Consider the following 24,899-nt stretch of genomic DNA (forward strand, 5'->3'; position numbering starts at 1 on the left):
GGGGAAATCAGGGCCGGGCGGCGGGCGCGGCGAGGAGCAGGCCGCAGGCTTCCTCGATCACGGCGAGGGTGTGCGCAATTTGCTCGGGTGTGTGCGCGGCCATGAGGCAGAGCGAAATGCCCTTGGGGTCGCGGCGGAGCAGGACGCCGTGCCGTGCGGCGTGGCTGAGCACGATGGTCTGGATTTCGGCGAGCGAGAGTCTGGGAACCAGCGGTTGGAAAACGACCGCCGGCACGGCGTCGCCGTGCGTGAGCCGCACACCGGTGCGGCGCGTGATCGCGACGAGCCCGTCGTGCAACGCTCGCGCGGTGGCGTGCAGCGCGGGATAGAAACCGTCACGCGAGAGCACGTCGATCGTGGCGAGCGAGGCGCGGATCGAGAGCAGTTCGCCGGAGTAGGTGGAACTGATCCAGTTGTTCTCGATCGGGTCCATCCACTCGGCGCGGCCGACGAGCGCGGAGATGGGCATGCCGTTGGCCATGCTCTTGCCGAAGCAGGCGAGGTCGGGCGTGACGCCGTAGCGCGCTTGCGCGCCGCCGAGGCTCCAGCGGAAGCCGGTGATGATCTCGTCGAAGATGAGCGGGATTTTCGCCGCGGCGGTGCAGGAGCGGATCGTCTCGAGGAAGCCGGCCGGCGGGTGCGTGCCGTAGAGCGCGGGCGTGAGGATGACGGCGGCGAGTTCGTTTTTGTTTTCGGTGAACTTGCGCTCGAATGCAGCGGTGTCGCCGAAGGGAAAGTCGATGGAGTAGCCGGCGAGTTCGGGCGGAATGCCGCCGGTCTTGGTCGTGATCGCCCACCAGTCGTGCCAGCCGTGGTAGCCGCAGGTGAGGACCTTGCCTCTGCCGGTGACGAGGCGCGCGGCGCGCACGGCGGCGGCGGTGGCTTCGGCGCCGGTCTTGAGGAGGCGCACGCGTTCGGCGCAGGGGATGATGGCGCAGAGCTTTTCGGCGAGCTCGACCTCGAGCGTGCCGGGCAGGGAGAATAGGATGCCGTCGTCGAGTTGGGCGCGAATGGCGGCGTTCACCTCGGGGTGGTTGTAGCCGAGAATGATCGGGGCGAGTGCGGCGATGTAGTCGATGTAGTCGTTGCCGTCGGGATCGGTGACGATGGCGCCGTGGCCCTTGTTCAGGAACGCGGGGAACACATCGGCGGGAGCGAATTGGCCGACGCGTTTGCTGATGGTGTGCGTGCCGCCGGGTGCGACGGCACAGGCGCGCTGCCACCACGCGCGAGTGCGCGGGAGGCCGGCGGGATTAGGGCTGAGCACGGTGGGCATAGTCGAGGTAGGCGGCGGCGTAGGGGCCGAGTTCGGAGGAGGGGGCGCGGCGGGCGAGGCCGGTGGAAGCGAGCGCGTGCATCGCGGCGGTCCAACGCGGCGTGGTGCGCCAGCGCGAGAGCGCTTGCGCGAAAACTTCCGTGGGCACGGTGACGACGGAGACGCCGTCGCGGAGGATCTCGTCGGCGGCGTTGTCGAGACCGAGCGTGGCGGCGCGTTCGACGGCGGCGTCGGTGACGGCGAAGGCGCGGTTGGCGATGGCGAGTTCGACGAGCGCGCGGCAGAGGATGGCGTGATAGACGAGCTTGGCGTTGTGCGGGTCGAACCACCGGCCGTTGTCCATCTGGCCGGGCAGCACGCCGAAGCGGCAGCGACGCGCGGCCTCGTCAAGCCAGGCGCGGTCCTTAGTGACGAGCGCGAGGCGGGCGAGGAACCAGACGCTGAAGGAATTGTAGTTCCAGTTGGTGACGATGGGCTGCGTCTTCGCCCACTCGGCGGCGCGGAGGGCGGCGGCGAGGTAGCGGGCGTCGTGCGTGAGCGCGTGGGCTTCGAGCAGCGCGACGCCGCAGAGGCCGTTGTCGTATTGGAGGTCGCCGCGGCCGCCGTCGGAGACGAGCCAGCCGTCGGCGATGGCGTCGGGATGGGCCTCGAGGAGCTTGTCGATCATCTTGCCGAAGAACTCGCTCTTGGCGCGGATGTCGGGGAAGGCGAAGAGGCCGTTCGGGCGCTGCACGCTGCACAACGCGTCGGCGAGACGCGGGATCTCGGCGCGTTCGGCGGTGGCGGCGTCGCCGAGCGCGGCGACGGTTTGCGCGTCGGCGATGAGCAACACGGCGAGCTGGCGGAGACCGGCGGGGAGCTTGGTGGGATGCGCGACGTCGCGGAGGTAGGCCTCGATGTCGGGGGCGATGTGCGCGCGGTATTTGGCGAGGTAGGCGGCGGCGAGCTTCGCGTCGGCGGGAGCGGAGGCGTCGGCGGCGACGCGCTTGGGCGTGCCGCCTTCGACGGTGCCGACGAGATCGCCGAGCGCGGTGCGCCACTCCGCCGCCGCGGTGCGCACGGCGACGTCATCGCCGGAGGCTTGGGCGGATTGAAGTTTCGTCTGCGCGCGACGGACGGCGTGTTCGTCGGCGCGGGTGCAGGCGGCGAACGCGAGGAGAGCGAGCGCGAGGGCGGAGAGGCGGCGGAGTTGCATGATCAGAAGCGCACTTCGTAGCTGAGGTAGAGTTCGCGCGGGATGCCGGCGAAGGGGCCGCCGCGATAGTATTCCTTGTCGAAGGCGTTGCGGACGTTCACGTCGAGGCGGTGCTTGAAGCCGAGCGCCTTCCAACCGTAGCCGACGCCGAAATCCCAGAGCGTGTAGCTCGGAATGAAGAACATGTTGCCGGAGGCGTCCACGATGGACGGCGAGATTGCGGCCTGGCCTTGGTAGCGCGCGGCGGCGCGGACGTTGAGGCCCTTGAACGTGCCGGAGGCGAACTCGTAGCGCGTGGTGACGGCGAGGTTTTCCAGCGGCACGCCTTCGGGCGGGCGGCCGACGAGTGATTGCGAGCGCGGGGCGAGCGGCGAGATTTCGGCCCAGTGGACGTTGTTCTTGCCGTAGGAAACGCCGAGGAGCCATGAGCGCGACGGGATGTAGGTGAGGTCGAACTCGACGCCTTGGGAGCGTTGCGCGCCGGTGACCTTGTAGCTGCCGATGCCGCTCGCGGGTGGGAGCGAGACGCCGGCGGCGTTGGTGGCGGTGAACGGAAGGTTGGATTTCTCGATGCGGAAGACGCCGGCGGTGAAGTTCAGGTGCGAGTCGAGGAGGCTGGCCTTGATGCCGGCCTCGAGGCCTTCGCCTTCCTGGTTGCCGATGGGATTGCCGTTGTAGTCGAGGTCGGTGGCGGAGCCGGGGTTGAACGACTCGCTGTAGTTGGCGTAGAGCGAGATGTTTTCCTTGGGTTTGAAGAGCAGGCCGGACTGGAGCGTGGTGGCGGTGATCTTCGGCTGCACTTGCGCGGTCTGGGGCACTTGCGCGCCGGCGGTGAATTTGCGCGGCGTGAGCGTCTGCTCGATCTCGTCGCGGCGCGCGCCGATGAGGAGATGCAGGCGATCCTGGAAGAGGATGGCGCGCTCGCTGACGAGGAGGCCGCGAATGGTGCGGTCGTCGACGCGGTTGCGGAGCGAGTCGGTGAGGTAGGGCGGGATCGAGAGGATGGGCCCGATGCGCGAGTAGTCGGCGGCGTCGACGCGTTCGGCGGGGAGAACCTGGGCGAGGACCATGTCCTCGTTTTTCACCGTGAGATAGTCGTAGGTGGCGAGGAGCTTGTGCTTGGTCGGGCCGAGTTCGAATTGGGCGAGGAGGTCGAGCTGGGCGACGGTCTGCTTTTCGTAGAGATCCTCGTAGTATTGGATCCAGCTGGTCTTGTTCGCGATCGACGCGGTGGAGAGCGTGGCGGTGTCGACGACGGGCGTGCCGTTGACGCCGAGGACGTTTTGCTGGCGCGTGCCGTGGTTGACGACGAGGCGCGAGGAGAGGTGGGAGTTGAACGTGTGGCTGATGCTGAGGTCGCCGGCGTTGACCTTGAGCTGGTTGAAGCTCGCGGAGCCGACGAACGTCTGGCCGTAGTATTGCTCGCGCGGGAAGGCGGCGATGTCCTGCACGCCGACGATGCCCAGGACGGCTTTCGTCACGGCGTCCTGCGCGACCGGCTGCGTGATGGTCGAGGGCGAGCGCGACTCGATGGTTTCGGCGCTGTATTCGATCGTGGTCTTGCGCGTGACCTGCCAGCGGCCGGCGGTGTAGGCGCCTTTTTGGCGGGAGTTCCAGTAGTTGATCGCGCGCTGCTTCGAGTCCTCGCGGTAAGCGTCGACGCGGACGGCAAGTTTACCGTCGGCGAAGACGTCGTTCGCGCCGAAGTAATAGCGCGAGTAGTCGTCGGTGCCGACGGTGATGCGCGCCTGGACCTCGCGTTTGGCGCGCGGCTTGAGCAGGACGACGTTGCGCAGGCCGGAGGGCTCCGTTTGGCCGTAGATGGCGGCGTTGGCGCCGCGGATGAGTTCGATGCGCTCGACGAAGGCGGTGCCGAAGAGGCCGGTGTCGCGCACGCCGTTGATGTAGGTGCTGCGGCTGGCGATGCCGCGCATGAAGAACCGGCCGGTGCCCTCGGACGGACTGAACGAGCTGGCGAAGGACGCCGCGTCGTTGAAGTCGTAGGCGAGGAAGTCGTCCATCATTGCGCGGTCGAGCAGTGTGACGGGAAAGGGAATGTCTTTAATCGCGACGGCGTAGCGGGAGCCGGTGCCGACCTCGGACGCGAGGTATTTGGACGGGTCGGCGTTCACGACGAACGGATCGAGCGAGTAGGTGTCGCCGCGCGGCGACGTGGCGGTGGAGTCGGGTGCGGCGGTTTGCGCGATCGCGGGAAGCGCGAGCGCGAGACCGACGAGGAGGCCGAGTGAACAGAGGGCGAGGCGACTCACGGGGGACGGCGAGGCGAGAGGTGATGTGTTCATGGAGGACGTGCGGGGTTAGGGCGACTGAGGAAAGCCGGTGTGGGCAGCGAGCAGCGGGAAGGCGCGAAGGGCGTTGTGCGCGAAGACGCGGCGCTTTGCTTCGAGCGGCAGGCGAGCGAGCGCGACTTTGGAAAACTGCGCGCCGACGCTGAGGTAGGTGGCGTCGCTGCCGTAGAGCAGGCGGTCGGCGCCGGTGGCGGCGACGAAGTCCTCGACCGCGCCCGGCAGGCTCTGCGAGAGCGAGGTGTCGGTGAAGATATTCGCGTGCGCGGCGAAGAGCGTCGCGGCCTCGTCGGGACGGGGACGAAGGTGCGCGCAGAGGAAATTCAGGCGCGGGTGGCGGCGCGCGATGGCGGCGAGGTCGGCGACGGTGTCGGCCGGGTGCAGGTGCACGAGCACGGACAGACGGTGGACCTCGCAGCGCTCGAGGAGCGGCGTGAGCACGCGGGATTGGAGGCGCACGTCGTGCAGTTCGCCGTGGAGCTTGGCGCCGACGAAGATTTCGCCCGGTTTCAGAGCGTCGAGGCGCGCCGCGGTTTCGCGCGGGAAATGCGGATGCAGCACCAGGTGCGCGGTGAGGCGGCCGGCGCTGCGCCGGACGACCAACTCGCTGTCGGCGTGCGCGGCTTCGAGATCGGCGGCGAGCGTGGCGCGGAGGGCGTTGAGGTGGCTGAAGGTGAGATGGCGCACGCCGACGCGTTCGGCGGCGGCGAGCAGCGAGACGGCGGAACGCGGCCAGTAGGGCGAAGTGTCGCCATCGGCGGCGGCCCACGCGTCGACGTGCGCGTGGATGTCGAGGATGAGTTCGCGCTCGATCGGTGAGGCGGCGAGGGCGGCGGCGGCGAAGGGATCGGGCGCGTTCATGGCAGGCGGAGGAGGCGGCGGAGGTTGCCGCCGGCGATTTGCTGGCGTTGCGCGAGCGGCAGCGCGGCGTAGGCGACGGCGCCGCGCGCGATGGCGGGGTCGTTCCACGGCGCGGCCGAGCCGAAGAGGAAACGCTCCGCGCCAAACTCGGCGACGAACGACTCGAGTTGTCCGAAGAGCCCGAAGCGTGTGACCGCGAGGTGGAGATTGGCCGCGCGGGCGAGCGCGGCGTAGAGCTGGCGCTCGATCACGTAGGGCGCGTTGAGCAGGACGACGGGCAGCGCGGGATGGCGGCGGCAGAGCGCGACGACGTCGTCGAGGCCGTAGGCGATGCGCGCGTCGCGGTTGGGAAAATGAGCGGCGGGCACAAAGAGCGGCAGGCGTTTCCGCGCGAGCAGCGTCCAGCAGGCGGACGCGTCGGGAAAGCGGTCGAGCTCGAGCGCGCCGGACGCGGGACCGATCTCGCGCTCGAGGCGGAAGGCGCGCGCGCCGGTCGCGACGAGTTCGCGCACGAGGGAGAGCACGCGCTGGCCGCGGCGGAGCGGAAATTGCGGCAGGACGAGGCACGCGTGGAGGCGCGGCTGGGCGGAGGCGGCGTCGAGCGCGATGCGGTTCTGCGTGGCGAAGGCGTCGGGGCCGAGCGCGTGGCCGTGGACGAGGGCTTGCGCGATGCCGCAGCGGTCGAGTTCGGCGACGGCGTTCGCGGCATCGTAGCCCGGGATGCCGGCGCGCAGCGGCGAGCCGAGCATCAGGTCGCAGTCGAAGAATTCGAGCGGCGCGGCGGAATCGCTCACGGCGGCGCGGCGCGGCGGCGGGTCTTTTTTGGCGGGAGGGCGGGAGCGGCGGGCGGTCATCGAAGGGCGGCGTGCAGCGTGATCGTGGCGGTGCGGCCGTCGGCGAAGGCGACGGGCACGGCGATCGGCGAGAAGAGGGGGCTCGTGTCTGCGAGCGGAGCGACGCGGAGGAGGTAGCGACCGGGCGCGGTCGGGTCGGCTTCGACGCTGACGGAGAACGTGCCGGGTTTTTCCACGCGCGGCGCACCGAGGCGGGCGGCGACGCCGTCGGCGATTTCAAGGCGGGCGGTTTGTTCGGTGCGCGGCGTGCGCGGTGCCCAGACGAGCGACGGGTGGTCGAGCTTGAACCAGACGGGATGCTCGATGGCGAAGGAGACGGTGTCGCGGCCGGCGTCGGATTTGACGACGATGTCGCGATGGACGGTGCCCGAGCGGCCGCCGGCGCGGTAGGTGGCGTGGAGTTGCGCGGTGCCGCCGGCGGGAATCACGCGTGGCTCCACGGTGGCGGTGGTGCATCCGCAGGAAGGTTCGACGGCGTTGATCGTGACCGGCGCGGGGCCGGTGTTGCGCACGTGGAAGGTGAGCGCGATTTCCTCCTGGCCGGGAGCGAGGCGCGCCGCGAGCTGCGCGGGGCTCCACTCGAGGGCGCCGCCGCGCGTGATGGACGCGAGCGCGGCGGCGAGGAGGCAGCTGGACAGGAGGCGTTGCATGGCGCGTCCCGAGGCGGTGGTCAGGAGCCGTTGAGGCCGACTTCGACCTTCTCGATGTAGGTGGTGTGGGTGAAGAGCGTGCGGCTGTGCGCGACGCCGACGCGGATGTTGCCGTCGGAATCGCGGTAGTTGGCGAGGCCGCTCGAGACCGTGATCGAGAGATCGGATTCGGCGGTGCCGACGGAGCCGGAGGCGACTTGCGTCCACGCGCCGGAGGTGAAGTTCCAGAGGTAGATCTTGCGCGTGATGCCGGAGTTGACGCTGTCCTTGGAGCGGACCTTGACGCGGATGCTGGTGAGCGCGCCGGTGCCGACGTAATAGTCGATGCCGACGGCGGGCTGGGAGGCGCCGCCGATCGTGTAGTAGTCGTTGTCGTCCGCGGTGAACGAGGTGCGTTTACCGGCGGAGTAGGTGCCGGCTTCGATCGTGTAGCCGGTGCAGGCGGTGAAGAGGGTGCCGGAGGGCGCGGGCGGCGTGGTGCGGCTCGCGAGCGGCGTGTAGGGCACGCCGGCTTTGTAGAGGAGGTAGAGGCCGGCGTTGACGGTGTTGTCGCCGTAGGAATTCATCAGGCCGGAATTCCAGAGCGCCCAGGCGGCTTGCTCCCAATTGGTGTGCGACTCGCTCTCGTAGGCGGCGATTTTCCAGAGGCCGAGGAGGAAGGCGTAGGGAATCTCCTTCTGGCCGACGCCGACCTGCGGGATGCCTTTGTTGACGATTTCCCACGCGAGGTTGTCGAGCGTGGCGACGGCGTAGGGTTTGAGCGCGGCGGCTTGGGCGGTGTCGCCGCGGTCGCGCAGCGCGACGTAGGCTTCGACGAAGGCCCAGGCGTTCATCGGCTGGTATTGCGGGCGGGCGTTGTGACCGTCCCAGTAGCGGCCGGGGACGCGAGCGATCTCGGTGAGGCCGGAGAAGGGCTGGCTGGACATGCCGTCGACGAGGCCGTCGGCGTTAGCGTCGAAGAGCACGCCCGGCTTCAGATTGCGGTCGATCTTGTCGAGCATCGCGGTTTTGGCGGCGGTGTCGCCGTCGCGGGCGTATTTTTGCGCGAGAATCCAAACGAGCTTGGCGGTGTAGTTGTGGTCGCGGACGGGCGGCTCGTTCTCGGCCCACCCGATGGCGGCGGCGAGGGAGGTGGTCGCGCTCGTGCGCAGGGAGGCGACGGGGTGTTGGAGGGTCGACTCCATCATCATCGCGCCAACCCAGCCGTGATCGTAGGCGAGTCCGCCGTCGAAGACGCCCAGTTCCGGAATGATGTCGGCGATCATGAAGCGGTCGCCGGAGTAGAGGCCGGCATCGAAGATCGGGCAGAGCGTCGGTTTGGCGGAGTAGAACGCGTCGACGCCGGGGCCGACGGACGAGTCGTAGCACGCATCGGTGTTCGGCACGCGCAACAGGCCGTAGGCGCCGACGTAGACACCGGCGTCGGCGAGCGGCGGCCAGGGGGCGTTGGCGTCGACGTATTGCGTCGCGATATACATCTGGGTGATGTCGCGCAGCGCGGAGAGTCGGGAGGCGTAGCCGGCGAGGTGGGCGTAGTAGCCGCCGAGCGCGGGACCGGCGCCTTTGCGGCCGATTTCCGGGCAAGTGATGAGGAAGTTGCGCAGGCCGGGCGCGTGGACGTTTTCCCATTTGTCCGCGATGGCCGCGAGGGTCGGGACGGTGAAGTTCGGTGTGGTGTAGGTGTAGAGGAGGTCAGGACAGCCGACGGAGTCGCCGCGGGTCGCCTTGGCGTTGGTGATGGCGGTCGTGACGTCGGTCACCGTGCCCGCCCACATGGCGAGTTCGATGGCGTCCATGTCCGCCGAGGTGCCGTAACTGTTGCCGCACGGCGGGGTTGGGGCTGCGCCGGTGGAAGTGAGGATTCCGGCGATCATGGCGGCTGCCGACAGGTGGAAACGGGCGCGGCGGCCCGGAAACTGAGCGAGGAAGGGTAATGTGCTCATAAGCGGGGGATGGCGCACGTATTTGGTGTCGGCAGTCAATGTGTCAAGCTATATGATAGGTTGTGCACAACCACGTCGCCTCTTGGGTTGTCCGTTTATGGATTCATAGGTTATTGAATAATCGTGAGTAGGGTAGCTGCGTGTGCGGTTTGAAATCTATCAGACAGCTTGACAGAAAAGCCGCCCGGCCGAAGAAATGTGGTCTGATGAACCTCGCCCCGCTCCAAAAAGAAAGCCTCGTCGACCAAGCGGTGCGTTCGATTTTCGGGCACATTCAGAAGAACGACCTGAAGGCGGGCACGGTGCTGCCAGCGGAGGGCAAGTTGGCCGAGCTGCTGAACGTCAGCCGGCCGGTCGTGCGGGAAGCGATGCGCACGCTCGTGGGCAAAGGCGTGATCGAAATGGTCAACGGCGTGGGCGCGGTCGTGAGGCCGTTGGATGCGCGCTCGCTCGCCGAAGTGATCGAGCGCCTCGCCGCGACGCGCGTGAACAACGCGTGGGAAATCGAGGAGGCGCGCCATGGCTTGGAAATGCACGCGGCGATGCTCGCCGCGCAGAAGCGCACCGAGCAGGACCTGGAGGACTTGGAGGAAATCGTGCGGCAGATGCGCGGGGCGATGGACGACAAGTTCCGCTACGCGTCGTTGAACTCGGAATTCCATCGCCGCATCGCGCAGGCCACGGGCAATCCGCTCCTGCACACACTCGTTTGTGCGCTCCTCGACGTGTTGGGCGGTGTCATGACCGAGATCTACGGCCAAGTGATCCCGGACGATCACTGGGTGGCGATCCACCGTTACCACGAGGAAATCCTCGAACACATTCGCAACCGCGATGCGGCGAAGGCGCGCGACGCGACGCTCGAGCATCTGCTCTTCGCGGTGCGCAAACTCTGACGGCGAGCTGAACCGGTCGGTGACTCGGCCTGCGGCAAACGCGACGTGGGCGACGGGCATGCCGCGTGGTTGGAATTTTCGTGAGCGTGCACGCGGCCCGGGATTGGCATTCGCGCGGAAGAGCGTCTATGTCTCGGGCAATGACTTTTGCCGAAATCGCCGCGGCGCTGCCCCGCCAAGCCGTCAACACGATCGCCGATCTGCCGTTCCCGCGCATCGCCTCGGGCAAGGTGCGCGAGATTTTCGATCTCGGTGACGCGCTGTTGCTCGTCGCGACCGATCGGCTCTCCGCCTTCGACGTGATCATGCCCGAGGGCATCCCCGGCAAAGGCGCGATTCTCACGCAGATGAGCCTGTGGTGGTTTCAGCAGACCGAATCGCTGATCGCGAACCACCTCCTGCCCGACCAAGCGGGCGAATTCGCGCGCCGCGGCATCGTGGATCGCGACCTGCAGCTGCGCAGCATGGTCGTGCGGAAACTGAAACCCCTCACGATCGAGTGCGTCGCGCGCGGTTACCTCATCGGCAGCGGCTGGAATTCCTACCAAAAGAGCGGCGAAGTTTGCGGCATCAAGTTGCCCGCCGGGCTGCGTCAGGCGGACCGGTTGCCCGAGCCGATTTTCACGCCCACGACCAAGGCGCCGAAGGGCCAGCACGACGAGCCGATCAACGACGCGCAGGGCGCCGCCGCGATCGGCGCCGCGCTCTATGAAAAAGTGAAGGCGACCAGCCTCGCGCTCTATCGCCTCGGTCACGATCGCGCGCGCGCCGCCGGCATGATCCTCGCCGACACAAAGTTCGAGTTCGGCACCGACGCGGCCGGCAATCTCATCCTCATCGACGAAGTGCTCACGCCCGACTCGTCGCGTTACTGGCCGGCGGAGAGCTACGCGCCCGGCATGTCGCCGCCGAGTTACGACAAGCAGTTCGTGCGCGATCACCTGCTTGCGATCAAGTGGGACCAGAAGCCGCCGGCGCCGCACATCCCCGACGACATCATCCGCCGCACGCAGGAAAAATACCTCGCGGCGCTGAAGAACCTCATCGGCTGATCCCATGAGGCACGCACGGAATCTCTCTTTCATTTGCTTGTTCGCTGTGCTGGCGGCCGCTGTGCCGGCCCACGCGCGGATCGGCGAGAAGTCGGCCGAGTTGCGTGCGCGTTTCGGCAAGCCCGAGGCGACACCGCAGAAAAACATCCTCGTTTGGCTGATCGAGGAGCCGGCCGGGGCTTTGCTTTACACGGTCACGTTGGATGAGAAAGACGTGTCGATCGCCGAGGGACTGAAACCTTTCCGCTTGGCGAAGATGACGGAACAGTCGGCGCGCAACTTCATCGCCGAACAACTCTCGGCCTTGCCGGAGAACCATCAGGCGCGCGAATTCAAGCCCGGTGACGCCTACACTTTCGCCGGTGAGAAGATGACTTGTGGCGCGAACGAGAAGATCATCGTCGACGACGAGCATGGCTTGCTGGTGGTCTGGACAGTCGCGCCGCAGCCTTCGGTGCTGGCGGTATCGCGTGAGATGGTGGCTCGCACGCGGCGTTGAGGCGCCGGGCGGAAGCAGCGTGGCGCTTCAGCGAGCGAGGTAGGGAGAGAGCCACGTCGGCAGCGCGGGCGCTGTCGGGCCATCGAGTTTGGCGCGCCATTCGGTGTCGGTGAGCGGCGTGCCGGATGCGGAGTATTCGTAGTAGCTCATCACGGCGCCGGTGCAGAGGACTTCACCGTCGCCGTAGGGATAGAGCACATGGATGAGCCGCGCGCGGCCGACTCCGACGGCGAGTTGCGTGTCGGAGTTCGGATCGCGGACGACGCTGGCCCAGCGCGGGGCGTCGTCGCGCGGAACGTGCCACGAGTTGCCGAAGTAACCGTGCACGAGGGCGAGTTGCTCGCCGTATTTGCGGATGAAGTCATCTTCGGCGCTCGTCCACGCGCGTTTCCGCAGTTGCTTGTGCGACATGGATTCAAGGCGATGACATATTGAGTCGAGCTTTGCCCAGCGCCGCCTCAACGAGGACTCGTCCGTGGGAATTGGTTGTTTGCCTGAAGCAATATCTTCGGCGAGGGTGCGGATGCGTGCGATCAGTTCGCTGTGGGCGGCGTGGAATTCTTCGTCACTTTGGGTGGGGGAATGAAGATCGTGCTCGGTCACGAGATGACCATAGCGCATGTCCGCGTCAAAGTAGCGGTTGCCGATCTCACGTGGCAGCTGCTCGATATCTGCGGGCTTGGAGCCGGGCAGATGAAATCCAAGTGATTCAATTTCCCGCGCTGTCGCGCGTAGGTTTTCCGCGGCAACCATCGAGGAGGTTTCAAAAGTGCCGGCAGATTCCAAGGTATCCTTCGCCGACTCCACCAAATCTGCAAGGAGTCGGAAGAATTCAGGACACGGCTCGATGAAGCCAGAAGGCAACATTCCCATGCCCGCATACATGGCTGTTTCCTTTTGTTGGAGCGTGAACATGTGGCGCATTTGGGCCCAGCCCGCGAGGGTGGTGAGGCAGGATTTCGCCGCCCAGGCGTCGTTGCGCATGAAGGCGGGCGCGTCGGGCTCGGCGGGAGCGTGCAGGGCAGCGAGCGTGTCGAGGTAGCGGTCGTAGAGACTCGGACGTGCGCGTCGTTCGGCTTCCTTTGTCGGGTGCCAGTCTTCGCGGGCGGCGTCGAGCGCGGCGTCGAGTTGCGCGGGCTCGACTGCGGACAGCTGACGGCGCGCGAAATCGGAGCCGAGGAGCGCGGCGACGGCAAGGCCGCTGGGCAGATGGCCGGGCTCGGCGAGTTTGGCGAGGGCGAGCGCGTCGGGCAGGCGGTAGGCGGAGAGGACGCGGAATTGGATTTCGGCGAGCTTTTCGGCGGCGTCCTGTGGAAGGCGAAGCGAGTCGTTGAGTTTCTTCCACTCGTCACGCGCGATGGAGGAGCGGAGCAGCCAACGGCGTTTGGCGATGAGGTTGGATTTCCAGTCGGTTGCGCCGTGGTTCGCGCTCAGAAAATTCTGAAACTCATACGCGGCTTCGGGGAAAGCAGGGTCGTCGGGACGGCCGAGGAAGATGGCGTAGTCGCGGAAGAAGGACTCGGTGTTGTTGCGGTAGTTTTGATTCACCGCGAAGCCGAGCAGGCCGATGGCAGTGAGTTCGGCGTCGCGGTCGGCGCGGAAGGGGATGCATTGGAGCCAGCGCACGGCGCGGAAGTAGTTTTGGAGCGACTCGGTGTCGGTGTAGAAGCCGACGGGGGTGCAGCGGCGGTAGTCGATCGCGAGTAGCGTGCGCGAGGCGGGCGCGAGCCATGACGGCAGCTCGGCGGCGGTGGCGGCGCGGATTTTGCCGACTTGTTGTTCGATCTCGTCGCGCGCGGCGGCGTCGAAGAAATCGACGGGCGTGCCGAGGAGCCGGAGGGCGGGACCGACGACGAGCTGGGCGTGGCGCCAGCCGGGCGCGAGTTCGGCGGCAGGAAAGTAATTTCTGTCGGCGAGCAATTCGCGGGCTTTGGTCACGACGCTTTCGAGGTGCGTGCGGAGCATGAAAGCGCGCCGCAGTTCGAGTTCGCGAAAGGAATCCTCGAAGAGGATGTGGAAGGCGTTGAGCGCGGAGTCGCTGGTGATGAAGACCGGGCCGCGCGGCATCGTGTAGGCCTCGAAGGATTGGCGGAGCGAGATGTCTTCCAGGAGGAGCTTGTCGCGGTCGAGCTGGGCGATTTCGGCGGGAGTGAGGCCCTTTTGTTTGGCGCTCGTGTGCCAGTCGTAGTCTCGGCCGGGAGTGGGGAGACTGGGTGGGCGACCAAAGGATGAGCGGAGGCTGGCCGAGTAAGCGGCTTGTTGCTCAGACGTCAGGCTGTTGTGCCACGCCTTATGCGCCTGATTATACTGTTCGGTGAGTTGATCGATCGCGTCGGGGGATTTTCCGCGTTCTTCGGAGTGCGGATAATGTGTGGGCGGTGGCGGCAGCTCGGGTGGGGCGGCGTGGGTGCCGACGTGGGCGAGAGCGAGAATCGCGAGGGTCGCCGCGCGTAAGGTGTGGCTCGCGGAGCGGTGGGAGGCGGTCTGCGGGGCGAGAAGGCTCATCACGCCGGACAACGTGTCGCGCGCGGAAAAATTAGGCGAGTGGGTTTGGGCGGACTCGTCTTCGGAGCCACAGGTTGTTTGCGCTCCTCGCTGCGGGAAGCGGATGCTCGGGCGGTGCGGGTGGCCGGCTGGGAGCCGGCGCTACGCGCGCGTGTTCAGGCGGAGGCTTTTTCCGCCGGCGTGGCGCTGGCGGGCGTGCGGGCGAGGAGGACCTTGTCCACGCGCTGGCGATCCATGTCCATCACCTCGAAACGCCAGCCGCTCCAGTCGAAGTAGTCGCCGGCGGCGGGGATGCGGCCGAGTTGCGTGACGACGAAGCCGCCGAGCGTCTGGAAGTCGGCGGTGTCCTCGCCGGGCAATTCGCGGAGTTTCAGCAGCTCCTTGACCTCGGAAATGGCGAGGGTGGCGTCGACGAGCCAGGAGCCGTCGTCGCGGCGCTTGGCTTCGGGCTGGGCGCGGCGGATCTGGTCGGGCAGGTCGCCGACGATGGCTTCGAGGATGTCGATGAGGGTCACCATGCCTTGCACACCGCCGAATTCGTCGATGACGAGCGCGGTGTGCTTGCCGGACTTTTTGAATTGCTCGAGCGCCTGGATGGCGGTCGTGGTCTCGGGCAGCATCGTGGCGGGCGTGACGAGATTGCGGAGATTCGTCGGCAGGCCGAACGCGGCGTGCGCCCAGAGGGCCTTGATGTGCACCATGCCGAGAACGGTGTCGCGGTGCTTTTGGTAGACCGGAAAGTGAGAGTGGCCGCTGGCGACGATCTTGCGCCAGTTGGCTTCGTCGGGGTCGTCGATGTTGAGCCACACCATTTTCGGGCGCGGCGTCATGAGCGCGGTGACGGGGCAGTGGTCGAGCGCCATGACGCCTTCGACCATCGCTTTCTCGGCCTTATGAAAAACGCCCGCGTGCAGGCCTTGCTCGATGAGAGAGGCGACTTCCTCGTCCGAGACGGTGACCTTGGGCTCCGCCCGTGAGCCGAGGAGCTTGGCCACGCCGTCGGTGCACACGGTGAGCAGCCACACGAAGGGCGCGGCGACCTTCGAGATGAAGTTCATCGGTCGCGCGAGCGCGACGGCCCAGCGTTCGGGATTGGCGAGGCCGAGGCGTTTCGGGACCAGTTCGCCGAGCACGATCGTGAAGAAGGTGATGCCGAGCACGACGCTGCCGAAGCTGAGGTAGGTGCTGTATTCGGTGGCGGCTGGGAAGCGTCCGATGAGCCAGTTGTTCAGTTCCCGGGCGAGCGCCGCGCCCGAAAATGCGCCGGCGGCGATGCCGCTGAGGGTGACGCCGAATTGGACTGTGGAGAGGAACTTGGTGGGACTCTCGGCTTGCGCGAGCGCGAGCTGGGCGAGGCCGTTGCCGTGTTCGGCGAGGGCCCTCAGGCGGGACTTGCGCGAGGACACGAGCGCGATCTCGGCCAGCGCAAAAATGCCGTTGATGGCCAACAGCAGCGCGATGACGGCGAGTTCGAGTGCCACGGAGTGCATGGGGCGGCGAACGGTAGGCCGGCGGAAGGGCCGGGCAATCAATTTACCCAATCCAACGGCTCGCGCGACCGTAAATTAAGGCCGGAACTCGCTGGCGGGCAGTAATCTGCTCAGGAATCGGTCGGCTTCTCGGCGGCGAACTCGGCGGCCTTTTTGTCGTCGAACTCACCCTCCCAGCGGGCGACGACGACGGAGGCGAGGCAGTTGCCCATGACGTTCACGGACGTGCGCGCCATGTCGAGCAACGCGTCGACGCCGAGGATGAGGAACGCGCCGGCGAGCGGGAGCTTGAAGGACTCCAGCGCGGCCACGAGCACCACGAACGACGCGCGCGGCACAGCGGCCACGCCTTTGGAGGTGAGCATGAGCATCAGCATCATGGTGATCTGTTGATCGATGCTGAAATGGATGCCCGTGGTCGTCTCGGCCGCTTGGGCGACGAAGACGGAGGCGACGGCGAGGTGCAGCGTGGAGCCGTCGAGGTTGAACGAGTAGCCGGCCGGCAGCACAAAGCCGACGATGCCGCGTGGCACGCCGACCTTTTCCATGTTCTCAAACGCCTTGGGTAGCGCGGCCTCACTGTTCGCCGTGGCGAAGGCCAGCGTGAACGGCTCGCGCACGGCTTTGATGAACGGCTTCAGCGGCACCTTGGCGATCCAGATCACGCCGCCGAAGACGCCGACCACGAAAATGACGAGCGCGCCGTAGAGTGTGAACACGAGCTTCGCGAGCGTGATGAGCGAACCGAGACCTTGGTGGCCGACGGTCACGGCGATGGCCGCGCCCACGCCGAATGGCGCGAACTTCATGATGATGCCCGCGAACTTGAACATCACCTGTGTGAGGCTGCCGCAGAACTCGAGCACCGGCTTGCCCGCGTCGCCGGCGGCGATCACGGCCATCGCGAAGATGACGGCGAAGCAGACGATCTGGAGCACGTCGTTCTTCGCCATGGCGTCGATCAGGCTCACGGGGAAGATGTGCACGATGATCTCGGCGAGCGTTTGGGGCTTGGCGAGCGCGGCGGTGGACTGCGCCTGGTCCATCTGCAGGACGACGCCGGCGCCGGGTTTCACGACGTTGACGACGAGCAAGCCGACGAAGAGCGCGAGCGTGGTGACGATTTCGAAATACAGAAGCGACTTCCAGCCGATGCGCTGGGCCTTCTTCATGTCGCCGGTGCCGGCGAAACCTTGCACGATGCTCGCGAAGATGAGCGGCGCGATCATCGCTTTGATCAGGTGCAGGAAGACGTCGCGCACGACCTTGAAGCCGTCGTCCCATTTCTCGTGGGTCGCGGTCGGCAGCGTGCTCATCCACCAGCCGGCGAGGATGCCCACGAGGAGGCCGAGGACGATTTGTTGGGTCAGCGAGAGATGAAACCAACGGCGCGGTGCGGCCGGCGTGGAAGAGGCGTGGTGACTCATGGGGGAGGAGCGCCGCACGAAAACAGGCGCGTCGCCGTCTGGCCAGAGTGGAGTTGCGAACGGGTAGAACTACTCCCTCGCCGACTCAGGAGCGCCGTTCGGAAACGGGCGCTTCCCGGCGCGAGACTGGCGTCGCCGCCGGCGCCGAGCCGCGCGGAGCAGTCCAAGCCGAAACCTCGCCGCGGGTGAACTGCACCTCGCAACCGCCATCGTAGACCCAGCGCTCGTAGCCGCGCGCGGCGTTGCGCATGAGCGGCTGGCCGAGCAGTTCGCTGACTTGTTGGCGCGGGATGCCGACGCGCACCTCGGACCAGCGCAGCGTCTCGCCAGGCGCGACCGGACTGGCGGCGCCCAACACCACGAGCAGGATGCCCTCGGCTAACATGCCCGGAGTATCGCTGCGGTCGCGGCGTGGACGGAATGCTATTCGGGGAAGAGAGGTCTCATTTACCCTTTCTTCGCGTCCGGAATCGGGTCGGTTTGCCCCGTCGATCCGAAAAGCAAATTTATGCACAGTCACGCGTTTACCTGCTACCTCTGCGCAGATCTTGCGATAGCATTGCGCGGCACCGGTAAATTCATTCTCTAGCCGCCGTGGTTACCTCGGACGACACACGCCGCAGCCGCGAGCTCGTGAAACAGCTCAAAGAGTCGCAGATCTATCGCGACTATGAAGCGGCGTTTCGCGAGACGACGGGCTTGCCCATCACGTTGCGCGCGATCGAGGCGTTCGACCTCCCGCACCACGGCGATCCGAACGAGAGTCCGTTCTGCTCGCTCATGGCCAGCACCAACCACACCTGCTCCGCGTGCCTGCAGTTGCAGAAGCGCGTCGAGGAGGAGGCGCGGATCGAGCCGAAGACTTTGAAGTGCTTCGCGGGCTTCTGCGATTCGGCGGTGCCGGTGCGCGTGGGCGAGAATCTCGTGGCGTTCCTCCAGACCGGCCAGGTGCTGCTCCACAAGCCGAACAGCAAGGAGTTCAACAAGCTCGCGCGCGAAGTGATCAGTTGGGGTGTGCAGGCCGACGTGAAGAAGCTCGAGGAGGCCTACTACAACTCGCGCCTGCTCGATAAGAAGCAATACGAGGCGGTCCTGCGCCTGCTGACGATTTTCGCGCAGCACCTTTCTTCGCTCAGCAATCAGCTGATGCTCTCGGCCAAGCAGGCGGAGTCGCCGATGATCACGCGGGCGAAGACATTCATCGCCGAGCACCAGCACGAGGAGATCTCGCTGCGGCAGGTCGCGGCGTCGGTCAACACGAGCGCGTTCTACTTCTGCAAGATGTTCAAACAGGCGACCGGCCTGACCTTCACCGACTACCTCGCGCGCGTCCGCATCGAGAAGGTGAAGAACCTCCTGCTCAATCCGCACAAACGCATCAGCGAGGCGGCCTACGAGACGGGTTTCCAGTCGCTGTCGCAGTTCAACCGCGTGTTCCGCAAGATCGTCGGCGAGTCGCCCACGACTTGGCGCGCCAAGTTGAAGCAGAACTGACGCGCCCCGGCGCCGAGCCTCAGGCGAGTTTCGCGCGCCGCATCCGATGTTGATGCGTCGAGTGCACGGCCGGCGACTGGCAGGCCGAAGAGGAACGATTGAGGCAAACCGAGCACAGCGTGTCGATTTCCTGCTGGGCGAGCAGGTGGAAGCTGGTCAGCACCGCATCGAGAATGGGCTGCGGCAGGCGCTTGGCTGCCACGAGATGCAGCGCGAGCTCGCCGGTCGCGTAGTAGTTCAGCAACGGGTTTAACCCGCACGTGCAATGCCGCTGCAATGGCACCAGGAGCGCGGACGACTTCTTGAGGACCGAATCGAGCGAGTTCTCCGTCAGGGCCTTGAAGACCTGGGTGATGGTTTCATCCATCAGGTAGAGCAACGTGTCGGGGTTGCCCAAGGGGGAGGGCGCCGGCTCTGAGCGCAGCAACGCTTCCCATTCCGTCTTCACGGCGGGGCGAAGTCCCTCCAGCTGCGCATGCTCGCTCTGATCCACGGCCGGGAGTTTGCCACGGTTGAAACGCCCCAGCTCGCCACTCATTGGGTAAACGTGCGCATATCTTGGAGGGGGAGTGGCATGCCTTGCCAAGAATTGGTCGGACAATGCCAAACCGTGCGCAGCCGGATAGGGAAAAATCCGGATAGTAGATGCGACATCCTCCACGCCATGTCTGTCATTCCGATTACGGTCTTCTTCAGCCTGCTATTGGCCGCGTTTTTCGTCGTCATGTTTCTCCGCGAACAACGTCGCCACCGCTTCGCCAGTGTTGAGCGCGACTCGCTGCTGCCCCTGGCCGAAGAGCGCCCTGCGGCGCCGTCCCATTCACCCGCCATTGCTGTGTCGCCCGACGCGCCTGCGCCGGGCGACCTCTATTTCTAACCCCTCCCGTTCGCACACACCATGACGACAGGACAAAAAACCACCATCGAGTTCAACGACAAGGTCGTCCGCCAATTCATGCTCGCGTCGATTATTTTCGGCGTCGTCGGCATGCTCGTCGGCCTCCTCGTCGCGACCCAGCTGAATTTCTGGCAGGCCAACTTCGGCCTGTCGTTCACCAGCTTCGGTCGCCTGCGCCCGCTCCACACGAACGCCGTCATCTTCGCGTTCGTCGGCAATATGATGTTCGCCGGCGTCTACTATTCGACGCAGCGCCTCGTGAAGGCCCGGCTCGCGAGTGATTTCCTCTCGCAGCTCCACTTCTGGGGCTGGCAGGCGATCATCGTCGCGGCCGCCATCACGCTCCCGCTCGGCCTCACGCGCGGCAAGGAATACGCCGAGCTCATCTGGCCGATCAACGTCGCCGTCGCCCTCATCTGGGTCGTGTTCGCGGTGAACTTCTTCTGGACGCTCGCCAAGCGCAACGAGAAGTCCCTCTACGTCGCCATCTGGTTCTACATCGCGACGATCATCACCGTGGCGATGCTCTACATCGTCAACCACCTCTCGATCCCGACCTCGTGGATCCACTCCTACGGCGTGTTCGCCGGTGCGCAGGACGGCCTCGTCCAATGGTGGTATGGCCACAACGCCGTGGCGTTCTTCCTCACCACGCCGATCCTCGGCATCATGTATTACTTCCTGCCGAAGGCGGCGGAACGTCCGGTCTATTCGTATCGCCTCTCGGTCGTGCACTTCTGGTCGCTGGTGTTCCTCTACATCTGGGCCGGCCCGCACCACTTGCTGAACACCGCGCTCCCGAACTGGCTGCAACTCCTCGGCATGACCTTCTCGCTCATGCTCTGGGCGCCCTCCTGGGGTGGCATGCTCAACGGCCTGCTCACGCTTCGCGGCGGCTGGGACAAGCTCCGCACCGATCCGGTGATCAAATTCTTCGCCGCCGGCGTGACCTTCTACGGCATGGCGACCTTCGAGGGACCGCTCCTCTCCATCAAGGCCGTCAACGCCCTCGGCCACTACACCGATTGGATCATCGGTCACGTGCACGGCGGCGCCCTCGGCTGGAACGGCTTCATGGCCGCCGGCATGTTCTACTGGCTCGTCCCGCGCCTCTGGAACAAGCCCCTCTACTCGCAATCCCTCGCCAACCTCCACTTCTGGCTCGGGACCATCGGCATCCTTTTCTACATGGGCGCCATGTGGGCCTCCGGCATCGGCCAAGGCCTGATGCTCAACGCCACCGCCGAAGGCGGCACCATCCTGAAGTATCCGAACTTCCTCGAGACGCTGAACGCCATCCGCCCGCTCATGGCGCTGCGCATCGTCGGCGGCGCGTTCTACTTCATCGGCTTCCTCCTGATGGTTTACAACATCTGGAAATCCATCGCCGGCGCCAAAGTCGTGAACGGCACGATGGAAGTCTACGTCGAGAAATTCGAGGAGAAGGAAAACCTTTCGCTCCCCGCCACCTTCCTCAACGCCCCGGTCGTTTACTCCACCCTCGGCACCATCGCCGCGTGCGTGTGGATGTTCACCAGCGGCTGGGTCAACCTGCTCGGCCTCTTCGCCACCGTCATGGCGGCGCTCATGGCCATCGGCCACTTCCAGACCCGCGGCACCGCGTGGGGCGAGTGGTATGACAAGCTCCTCCTGAACGCGATGCCCTTCACGGTCCTCACGTTCCTCGCCGTCGCCGTCGGCGGCCTCATCCAGATCGTTCCGATGCTCACGATCGACAAGCAGCTGCAGACCGAAGACCGCAAGGCCGACGTCTACACGCCGCTCGAACTCGCCGGCCGCGACATCTACGTCCGCGAGGGTTGCTACACCTGCCACTCACAGATGATCCGCACGCTCGTCCCCGACGTCATGCGCTACGGCGACTACTCCCGCCTCGGCGAATCCATCTGGGACCACCCGTATCAATGGGGCTCCCGCCGCACCGGCCCCGACCTCGCCCGCGTCGGTGGAAAATACAACCACGCCTGGCACTTCGACCACATGAAGGACCCGCGCTCGATCTCGACCGGCTCCAACATGCCCACCTACGGCCACCTCCAGGAGAACGACACCAACTACTCCGTCCTTCCGAAGAAGATCGCCGTCCAAAAGATGCTCGGCGTGCCGTTCCCGAACTGGTCCGACTCGATGATCTCCACGCTCGCTCACGAGCAGGCGAAGGAAATCGCGAAGGATCTCCAGGCCCAGGGCCGCTACATCGCGCCCGACAAGGAGATCGTCGCGCTCATCAGCTACCTCCAATGCCTCGGCAAGAAGTGGACCCCCACCAACGCCGGCGCCGCCGCCACGCACTAATCTTCAACCCACTTATCCCATGCTTCGCCGCATCATCTACGAAGACTGGCAGCTGATCTTCCCTGTGGTCGCGCTCGCCGTCGCCTCCCTCGTCTACGTCGCCGCCGCCTGGCGCGCCACGAAGATGAAACCCGCGCAGATCGATCGCCTCGCGAACCTGCCCTTCGAAAAAGAATAACCTCTCCGCCGCACACGCACATGAATCCCCAACATCCCGCCGACGACCGCGACGAGAAATTCCGTCCGCACACCTACGACGGCATCCGCGAATACGACAAGCGCCTGCCGAACTGGTGGCTCTACACCCTCTACGGCACGATCGCCTTCTGGGTGTTCTACTGGTTCGCCAATCAGATCGCGCACATCGTCCCGTCGGACGGCGCGCAGGTCGACACCGCGATGGCCAAGATCAACGCCGTGAAGATGGCGTCCTCCATCGACGTCAACAACGACGACCTCTTCTGGCAGATGAGCCAGAACCCCGAGTTCGTGAACGCCGGCAAGCAGACCTTCGATTCCCTCTGCGTGCAATGCCACCTCCCGAGCATGCGCGGCAAGGGCGAGAATCCCGCCGCCGTCGGCCCGAACCTCATCGACACTGCGTGGATCCACGGCGGCACGCCGAAGGAAGTCTACGCTACCGTTTCCAAGGGCGTCCTCGTGAAAGGCATGCCCACGTGGGAACCGGTGCTCGGCCAGAAGAAAGTCGCCGAGGTCGTCGCCTACGTTCTCTCCAAGCACAAGAAAGGCGAGGAGATCACCGTCGAAGTTTCCAAGTAGTCGATCACAGGCGCGCGCCACGCCATGGGCGCCGCCACCCGCCTACGCTCTAACCACGACATGAGCGCAGATCCCAAAAACCAACCGACTCCTCCGGCCGCGCCCTTCGCGCGGCCGACGCCGCCCAAGCCCGCTGCGCCCGTGCGCCACGTGCCGTCGCGCGACTCCGTCACCACGATCAACGACGACGGGTCGCGCTACTTCCTGCAGACCGCCGATGTCCACGGCTGGTTCACGCGGGTGCGACGCTTCCTCGGTCTGTTCCTCGTCGCCGTCTACGTGCTGCTGCCGTGGATCCCCGTCGACGGCTATCCGGCGGTGTTCCTCGATCTCGCCGAGCGCCGCTTCCACTTCTTCGGTTACACGCTCGCGGCGCAGGACGCGTGGCTGCTGTTCTTCGCGCTGACCGGCGTCGGTTTCAGCCTGTTCTTCATCACCGCGCTGCTCGGCCGCCTCTGGTGCGGTTACGCCTGCCCGCAGACCGTCTTCCTCGAGCACATCTACCGCCGCATCGAGCGCATGGTGGAAGGCGACGCCATCCAGCGCCGCAAGCTCGACGCCGCACCGATGTCCGGCGCCAAGATCGCCCGCCGCGTCGTCAAGCACGCCCTCTACATCCTCACCACGCTCGTCATCACGCACCTCTTCCTCGCCTACTTCGTCAGCTGGCCTGAGGTCTGGCACATGATGTCCTCCGCCCCGCGCGACCACTGGGCGGCCTTCGTGTTCATGGGCATCGCGACGGGCATCCTCTATTTCAACTTCGCCTGGTTCCGCGAGCAGCTCTGCATCGTCATCTGCCCCTACGGTAGGATGCAATCGGCCCTCTCCGACGACCACACCGTCACGATCGGCTACGACTCCAAGCGCGGCGAGCCGCGCGGCAAAGTCGGCACGCCCGACGCCGGTGCTTGCATCGACTGCAACCGCTGCGTGCAGGTGTGCCCGACCGGCATCGACATCCGCCACGCCAGCCTCCAGCTCGAGTGCATCGCGTGCGCCGCGTGCGTCGATGCGTGCGACGAGGTGATGACCAAGGTCAAGCGCCCCACCGGCCTCATCCGCTACGATTCGCTCGCGGCGTTCGCCGGTGGCAAGACCCGCTGGGTCCGCCCGCGCACCATCGTTTACTTCGTGCTGCTGCTCATCGGCATCACCGTCGCGGCGTTCGCGTTCTCCTCGGTGAAGCCCGCCAGCATGATCGTGTTTCGCATGACCGGCGCCGCCTACTTCGTCGACCACGACGACGTGCGGAATCAGTTCATGCTGCGCATCGTCAACAAGCGCAATGTGCCGGCCACCTACCGCGTGCGCCTCGACGGCGTGCCGAAGCATGTCGAGCAAAACGGCTTCACCGCACCCCTCACCGTCGCCCCGCTGGCCGAGCAAGTCTCGCCCCTCGTGCTCACGATCGATCGCAAGCACTACGCCGGCCCCTTCAAGTTCACGGTCCTCGTCCAGGACGACAAGGGGACGTTCACGCTCTCGCGGCAGATCGAATTCCTCGGGCCCGACGCCCGCCTCCTCGAGGAAGAGGATCACGACAAGGGCATCAAACGCTGACGCCATGGACTCCTCCACGCCACAGTCCATCGCCAGCCAACCGACCGAGTCGAAATCCAGCCGCGGCCTTTGGCTGTGGGTGGCCCTCCTCTTTGCTTTCGGCGCGATCCTGTGGACCGTGATGTTCACCGCCTCGCGCCACATCGACACGCGCGAAGTCCCGCTCGCGACCAAGGGAGCCAAGCCATGATGGAGCTCGCCGGCATCCACAGCGCCTCCACCGCCTTCCTCGCCGGACTGGTCACCAGCCTGCACTGCGCCGGCATGTGCGGCCCGCTGGCGTGCGCCGTGATGCCCGCGAACCGCAACGACGCCGACCCGCAGACGGTCAGCACCGTCTACCATGTTTCGCGGCTGCTCGGCTACGGCGCCCTCGGCGCGCTCGCCGGCGGAGTCGGCCGCCTGCCGCTGAATTTTCTTAGCGACGACGTCGTGCGCTACCTGCCGTGGTTGCTCGTCCTGTTCTTCATCGCCGTTGCGATTCGCTTCGACCAGCGCCTCCCGCGCCTGCCGGTGCTCGGACGGGCCTACGGTTGGGTTGCCGGCCATCTGCGTGGTTCGCAAAACCGCTCGCGCCTGCGCGCCGCCGCCGCGCTCGGCTTCGCCACGCCGCTGCTGCCCTGCGGTCCGCTCTACTTCCTGATCTCGCTCGCGCTGCTTTCCGGTTCGGCGGCACGCGGTGCGGAGACACTGCTGGCCTTCGGCCTCGGCACGGTGCCGCTGCTGTGGTTCGCGCAGACCAACTACCACTGGCTGCGCCTGAAACTCGGCCCGGTCTGGCTCGCGCGCGCTCAGACGGCCCTCGCGCTCGTGATCGCCGGCGTGCTCGCGTGGCGCCTGCGCTCGACGCTCGGGTTTCCCGGCCCGGACGTGAACAATTTTGTCTGTCACTGA

At 66.1% G+C, this 24,899-nt stretch carries 23 protein-coding genes; 11 read left to right on the forward strand and 12 right to left on the reverse strand.

Annotated elements, in window-relative coordinates; all coding sequences use genetic code 11:
- Positions 1-7 precede the first annotated feature (7 nt).
- Genes HZA32_10635 through HZA32_10665 form a run of 7 tightly spaced genes read right to left on the reverse strand, consistent with a single transcriptional unit; the run spans position 8 to position 9,085 of the window.
- A complete protein-coding gene (locus HZA32_10635) occupies positions 8-1,276 on the reverse strand; it encodes an aminotransferase class III-fold pyridoxal phosphate-dependent enzyme (protein ID MBI5424528.1) in 1,269 nt (422 codons plus the stop codon).
- A complete protein-coding gene (locus HZA32_10640) occupies positions 1,254-2,471 on the reverse strand; it encodes a hypothetical protein (GenBank protein MBI5424529.1) in 1,218 nt (405 codons plus the stop codon). Before HZA32_10640 ends, HZA32_10635 begins: the two co-directional genes overlap by 23 nt.
- 2 nt (positions 2,472-2,473) lie before the next feature.
- Positions 2,474-4,774, reverse strand: coding sequence for a TonB-dependent receptor (locus HZA32_10645; protein MBI5424530.1), 2,301 nt, complete (start codon positions 4,772-4,774; stop codon positions 2,474-2,476).
- A gap of 15 nt (positions 4,775-4,789) precedes the next feature.
- Complete coding sequence (locus HZA32_10650; GenBank protein MBI5424531.1) at positions 4,790-5,638, reverse strand: amidohydrolase family protein; 849 nt, start codon at positions 5,636-5,638, stop codon at positions 4,790-4,792.
- Positions 5,635-6,492, reverse strand: coding sequence for an amidohydrolase family protein (locus tag HZA32_10655; GenBank protein MBI5424532.1), 858 nt, complete (start codon positions 6,490-6,492; stop codon positions 5,635-5,637). Before HZA32_10655 ends, HZA32_10650 begins: the two co-directional genes overlap by 4 nt.
- Complete coding sequence (locus HZA32_10660; protein MBI5424533.1) at positions 6,489-7,142, reverse strand: DUF1573 domain-containing protein; 654 nt, start codon at positions 7,140-7,142, stop codon at positions 6,489-6,491. The genes HZA32_10655 and HZA32_10660 overlap by 4 nt, the downstream gene beginning before the upstream one ends.
- A gap of 20 nt (positions 7,143-7,162) precedes the next feature.
- The gene (locus HZA32_10665; protein ID MBI5424534.1) at positions 7,163-9,085 is read right to left on the reverse strand and encodes a hypothetical protein; all 1,923 of its coding nucleotides are present in this window, start codon (positions 9,083-9,085) and stop codon (positions 7,163-7,165) included.
- A gap of 206 nt (positions 9,086-9,291) precedes the next feature.
- Here HZA32_10665 and HZA32_10670 point away from each other — a divergent pair, with 206 nt between their 5' ends.
- The 3 genes from HZA32_10670 to HZA32_10680 all read left to right on the forward strand — a co-directional run bounded on the left by HZA32_10670 (position 9,292) and on the right by HZA32_10680 (position 11,532).
- Positions 9,292-9,981: a FadR family transcriptional regulator gene (locus HZA32_10670; GenBank protein ID MBI5424535.1), complete on the forward strand. Its 690-nt coding sequence runs from the start codon at positions 9,292-9,294 to the stop codon at positions 9,979-9,981.
- A 140-nt stretch (positions 9,982-10,121) separates the two neighbouring features.
- Complete coding sequence (locus HZA32_10675; protein MBI5424536.1) at positions 10,122-11,033, forward strand: phosphoribosylaminoimidazolesuccinocarboxamide synthase; 912 nt, start codon at positions 10,122-10,124, stop codon at positions 11,031-11,033.
- Positions 11,034-11,070: 37 nt separating this feature from the next.
- Positions 11,071-11,532, forward strand: coding sequence for a hypothetical protein (locus tag HZA32_10680; protein MBI5424537.1), 462 nt, complete (start codon positions 11,071-11,073; stop codon positions 11,530-11,532).
- 27 nt (positions 11,533-11,559) lie between these two features.
- Here HZA32_10680 and HZA32_10685 read toward each other — a convergent pair whose 3' ends face one another.
- From HZA32_10685 to HZA32_10700, 4 genes are all read right to left on the reverse strand, one after another.
- Positions 11,560-14,037, reverse strand: coding sequence for a DUF3160 domain-containing protein (locus HZA32_10685; GenBank protein ID MBI5424538.1), 2,478 nt, complete (start codon positions 14,035-14,037; stop codon positions 11,560-11,562).
- Between the two features lie 155 nt (positions 14,038-14,192).
- Positions 14,193-15,518: an HlyC/CorC family transporter gene (locus tag HZA32_10690; GenBank protein MBI5424539.1), complete on the reverse strand. Its 1,326-nt coding sequence runs from the start codon at positions 15,516-15,518 to the stop codon at positions 14,193-14,195.
- A gap of 119 nt (positions 15,519-15,637) precedes the next feature.
- Entirely contained in the window at positions 15,638-16,954 is a 1,317-nt protein-coding gene (locus HZA32_10695) for a cation:dicarboxylase symporter family transporter (GenBank protein MBI5424540.1), read from the reverse strand.
- 85 nt (positions 16,955-17,039) lie between these two features.
- Positions 17,040-17,339, reverse strand: coding sequence for a hypothetical protein (locus HZA32_10700; GenBank protein ID MBI5424541.1), 300 nt, complete (start codon positions 17,337-17,339; stop codon positions 17,040-17,042).
- A gap of 209 nt (positions 17,340-17,548) precedes the next feature.
- Between HZA32_10700 and HZA32_10705 the strand changes: the two genes are divergently transcribed.
- Positions 17,549-18,448 (forward strand): PocR ligand-binding domain-containing protein, encoded by a 900-nt coding sequence (locus HZA32_10705; GenBank protein ID MBI5424542.1) that lies wholly within the window; start codon positions 17,549-17,551, stop codon positions 18,446-18,448.
- A gap of 19 nt (positions 18,449-18,467) precedes the next feature.
- Here the strand turns inward: HZA32_10705 and HZA32_10710 are convergent, their stop codons facing one another.
- Complete coding sequence (locus HZA32_10710) at positions 18,468-18,986, reverse strand: hypothetical protein (GenBank protein ID MBI5424543.1); 519 nt, start codon at positions 18,984-18,986, stop codon at positions 18,468-18,470.
- Between the two features lie 126 nt (positions 18,987-19,112).
- Here HZA32_10710 and HZA32_10715 point away from each other — a divergent pair, with 126 nt between their 5' ends.
- Genes HZA32_10715 through HZA32_10745 form a run of 7 tightly spaced genes read left to right on the forward strand, consistent with a single transcriptional unit; the run spans position 19,113 to position 24,899 of the window.
- Positions 19,113-19,325: a hypothetical protein gene (locus HZA32_10715; GenBank protein MBI5424544.1), complete on the forward strand. Its 213-nt coding sequence runs from the start codon at positions 19,113-19,115 to the stop codon at positions 19,323-19,325.
- Positions 19,326-19,346: 21 nt separating this feature from the next.
- Positions 19,347-21,662, forward strand: coding sequence for a cytochrome-c oxidase, cbb3-type subunit I (gene ccoN / locus HZA32_10720; GenBank protein ID MBI5424545.1), 2,316 nt, complete (start codon positions 19,347-19,349; stop codon positions 21,660-21,662).
- 19 nt (positions 21,663-21,681) lie between these two features.
- Positions 21,682-21,840 (forward strand): hypothetical protein, encoded by a 159-nt coding sequence (locus HZA32_10725; protein ID MBI5424546.1) that lies wholly within the window; start codon positions 21,682-21,684, stop codon positions 21,838-21,840.
- A 20-nt stretch (positions 21,841-21,860) separates the two neighbouring features.
- Positions 21,861-22,442, forward strand: coding sequence for a c-type cytochrome (locus HZA32_10730; protein MBI5424547.1), 582 nt, complete (start codon positions 21,861-21,863; stop codon positions 22,440-22,442).
- A gap of 60 nt (positions 22,443-22,502) precedes the next feature.
- The gene (ccoG, locus tag HZA32_10735) at positions 22,503-24,005 is read left to right on the forward strand and encodes a cytochrome c oxidase accessory protein CcoG (GenBank protein ID MBI5424548.1); all 1,503 of its coding nucleotides are present in this window, start codon (positions 22,503-22,505) and stop codon (positions 24,003-24,005) included.
- Between the two features lie 4 nt (positions 24,006-24,009).
- Positions 24,010-24,195 carry a hypothetical protein gene (locus HZA32_10740; GenBank protein ID MBI5424549.1) on the forward strand — a complete coding sequence of 62 codons (186 nt, stop codon included), beginning with the start codon at positions 24,010-24,012 and terminating at the stop codon, positions 24,193-24,195.
- On the forward strand, positions 24,195-24,899 hold the full coding sequence (locus HZA32_10745) for a sulfite exporter TauE/SafE family protein (protein ID MBI5424550.1): 705 nt from the start codon (positions 24,195-24,197) through the stop codon (positions 24,897-24,899). Before HZA32_10740 ends, HZA32_10745 begins: the two co-directional genes overlap by 1 nt.

Source organism: Opitutia bacterium (genome assembly GCA_016217545.1).
Classification (GTDB): Bacteria; Verrucomicrobiota; Verrucomicrobiia; order Opitutales; family Opitutaceae; genus Didemnitutus.

What these genes read in the sequence shown, in the direction of transcription:
- HZA32_10695 (MBI5424540.1), bottom strand. Translation starts at nt 16,954, where the DNA reads ATGAGTCACCACGCCTCTTCCACGCCGGCCGCACCGCGCCGTTGGTTT.
- HZA32_10655 (MBI5424532.1), bottom strand. Translation starts at nt 6,492, where the DNA reads ATGACCGCCCGCCGCTCCCGCCCTCCCGCCAAAAAAGACCCGCCGCCG.
- HZA32_10660 (MBI5424533.1), bottom strand. Translation starts at nt 7,142, where the DNA reads ATGCAACGCCTCCTGTCCAGCTGCCTCCTCGCCGCCGCGCTCGCGTCC.
- HZA32_10670 (MBI5424535.1), top strand. Translation starts at nt 9,292, where the DNA reads ATGAACCTCGCCCCGCTCCAAAAAGAAAGCCTCGTCGACCAAGCGGTG.
- HZA32_10725 (MBI5424546.1), top strand. Translation starts at nt 21,682, where the DNA reads ATGCTTCGCCGCATCATCTACGAAGACTGGCAGCTGATCTTCCCTGTG.
- HZA32_10640 (MBI5424529.1), bottom strand. Translation starts at nt 2,471, where the DNA reads ATGCAACTCCGCCGCCTCTCCGCCCTCGCGCTCGCTCTCCTCGCGTTC.
- HZA32_10730 (MBI5424547.1), top strand. Translation starts at nt 21,861, where the DNA reads ATGAATCCCCAACATCCCGCCGACGACCGCGACGAGAAATTCCGTCCG.
- HZA32_10665 (MBI5424534.1), bottom strand. Translation starts at nt 9,085, where the DNA reads ATGAGCACATTACCCTTCCTCGCTCAGTTTCCGGGCCGCCGCGCCCGT.
- ccoG (MBI5424548.1), top strand. Translation starts at nt 22,503, where the DNA reads ATGAGCGCAGATCCCAAAAACCAACCGACTCCTCCGGCCGCGCCCTTC.
- ccoN (MBI5424545.1), top strand. Translation starts at nt 19,347, where the DNA reads ATGACGACAGGACAAAAAACCACCATCGAGTTCAACGACAAGGTCGTC.
- HZA32_10650 (MBI5424531.1), bottom strand. Translation starts at nt 5,638, where the DNA reads ATGAACGCGCCCGATCCCTTCGCCGCCGCCGCCCTCGCCGCCTCACCG.
- HZA32_10740 (MBI5424549.1), top strand. Translation starts at nt 24,010, where the DNA reads ATGGACTCCTCCACGCCACAGTCCATCGCCAGCCAACCGACCGAGTCG.
- HZA32_10710 (MBI5424543.1), bottom strand. Translation starts at nt 18,986, where the DNA reads ATGAGTGGCGAGCTGGGGCGTTTCAACCGTGGCAAACTCCCGGCCGTG.
- HZA32_10675 (MBI5424536.1), top strand. Translation starts at nt 10,122, where the DNA reads ATGACTTTTGCCGAAATCGCCGCGGCGCTGCCCCGCCAAGCCGTCAAC.
- HZA32_10745 (MBI5424550.1), top strand. Translation starts at nt 24,195, where the DNA reads ATGGAGCTCGCCGGCATCCACAGCGCCTCCACCGCCTTCCTCGCCGGA.
- HZA32_10685 (MBI5424538.1), bottom strand. Translation starts at nt 14,037, where the DNA reads ATGAGCCTTCTCGCCCCGCAGACCGCCTCCCACCGCTCCGCGAGCCAC.
- HZA32_10715 (MBI5424544.1), top strand. Translation starts at nt 19,113, where the DNA reads ATGTCTGTCATTCCGATTACGGTCTTCTTCAGCCTGCTATTGGCCGCG.
- HZA32_10635 (MBI5424528.1), bottom strand. Translation starts at nt 1,276, where the DNA reads ATGCCCACCGTGCTCAGCCCTAATCCCGCCGGCCTCCCGCGCACTCGC.
- HZA32_10700 (MBI5424541.1), bottom strand. Translation starts at nt 17,339, where the DNA reads ATGTTAGCCGAGGGCATCCTGCTCGTGGTGTTGGGCGCCGCCAGTCCG.
- HZA32_10645 (MBI5424530.1), bottom strand. Translation starts at nt 4,774, where the DNA reads ATGAACACATCACCTCTCGCCTCGCCGTCCCCCGTGAGTCGCCTCGCC.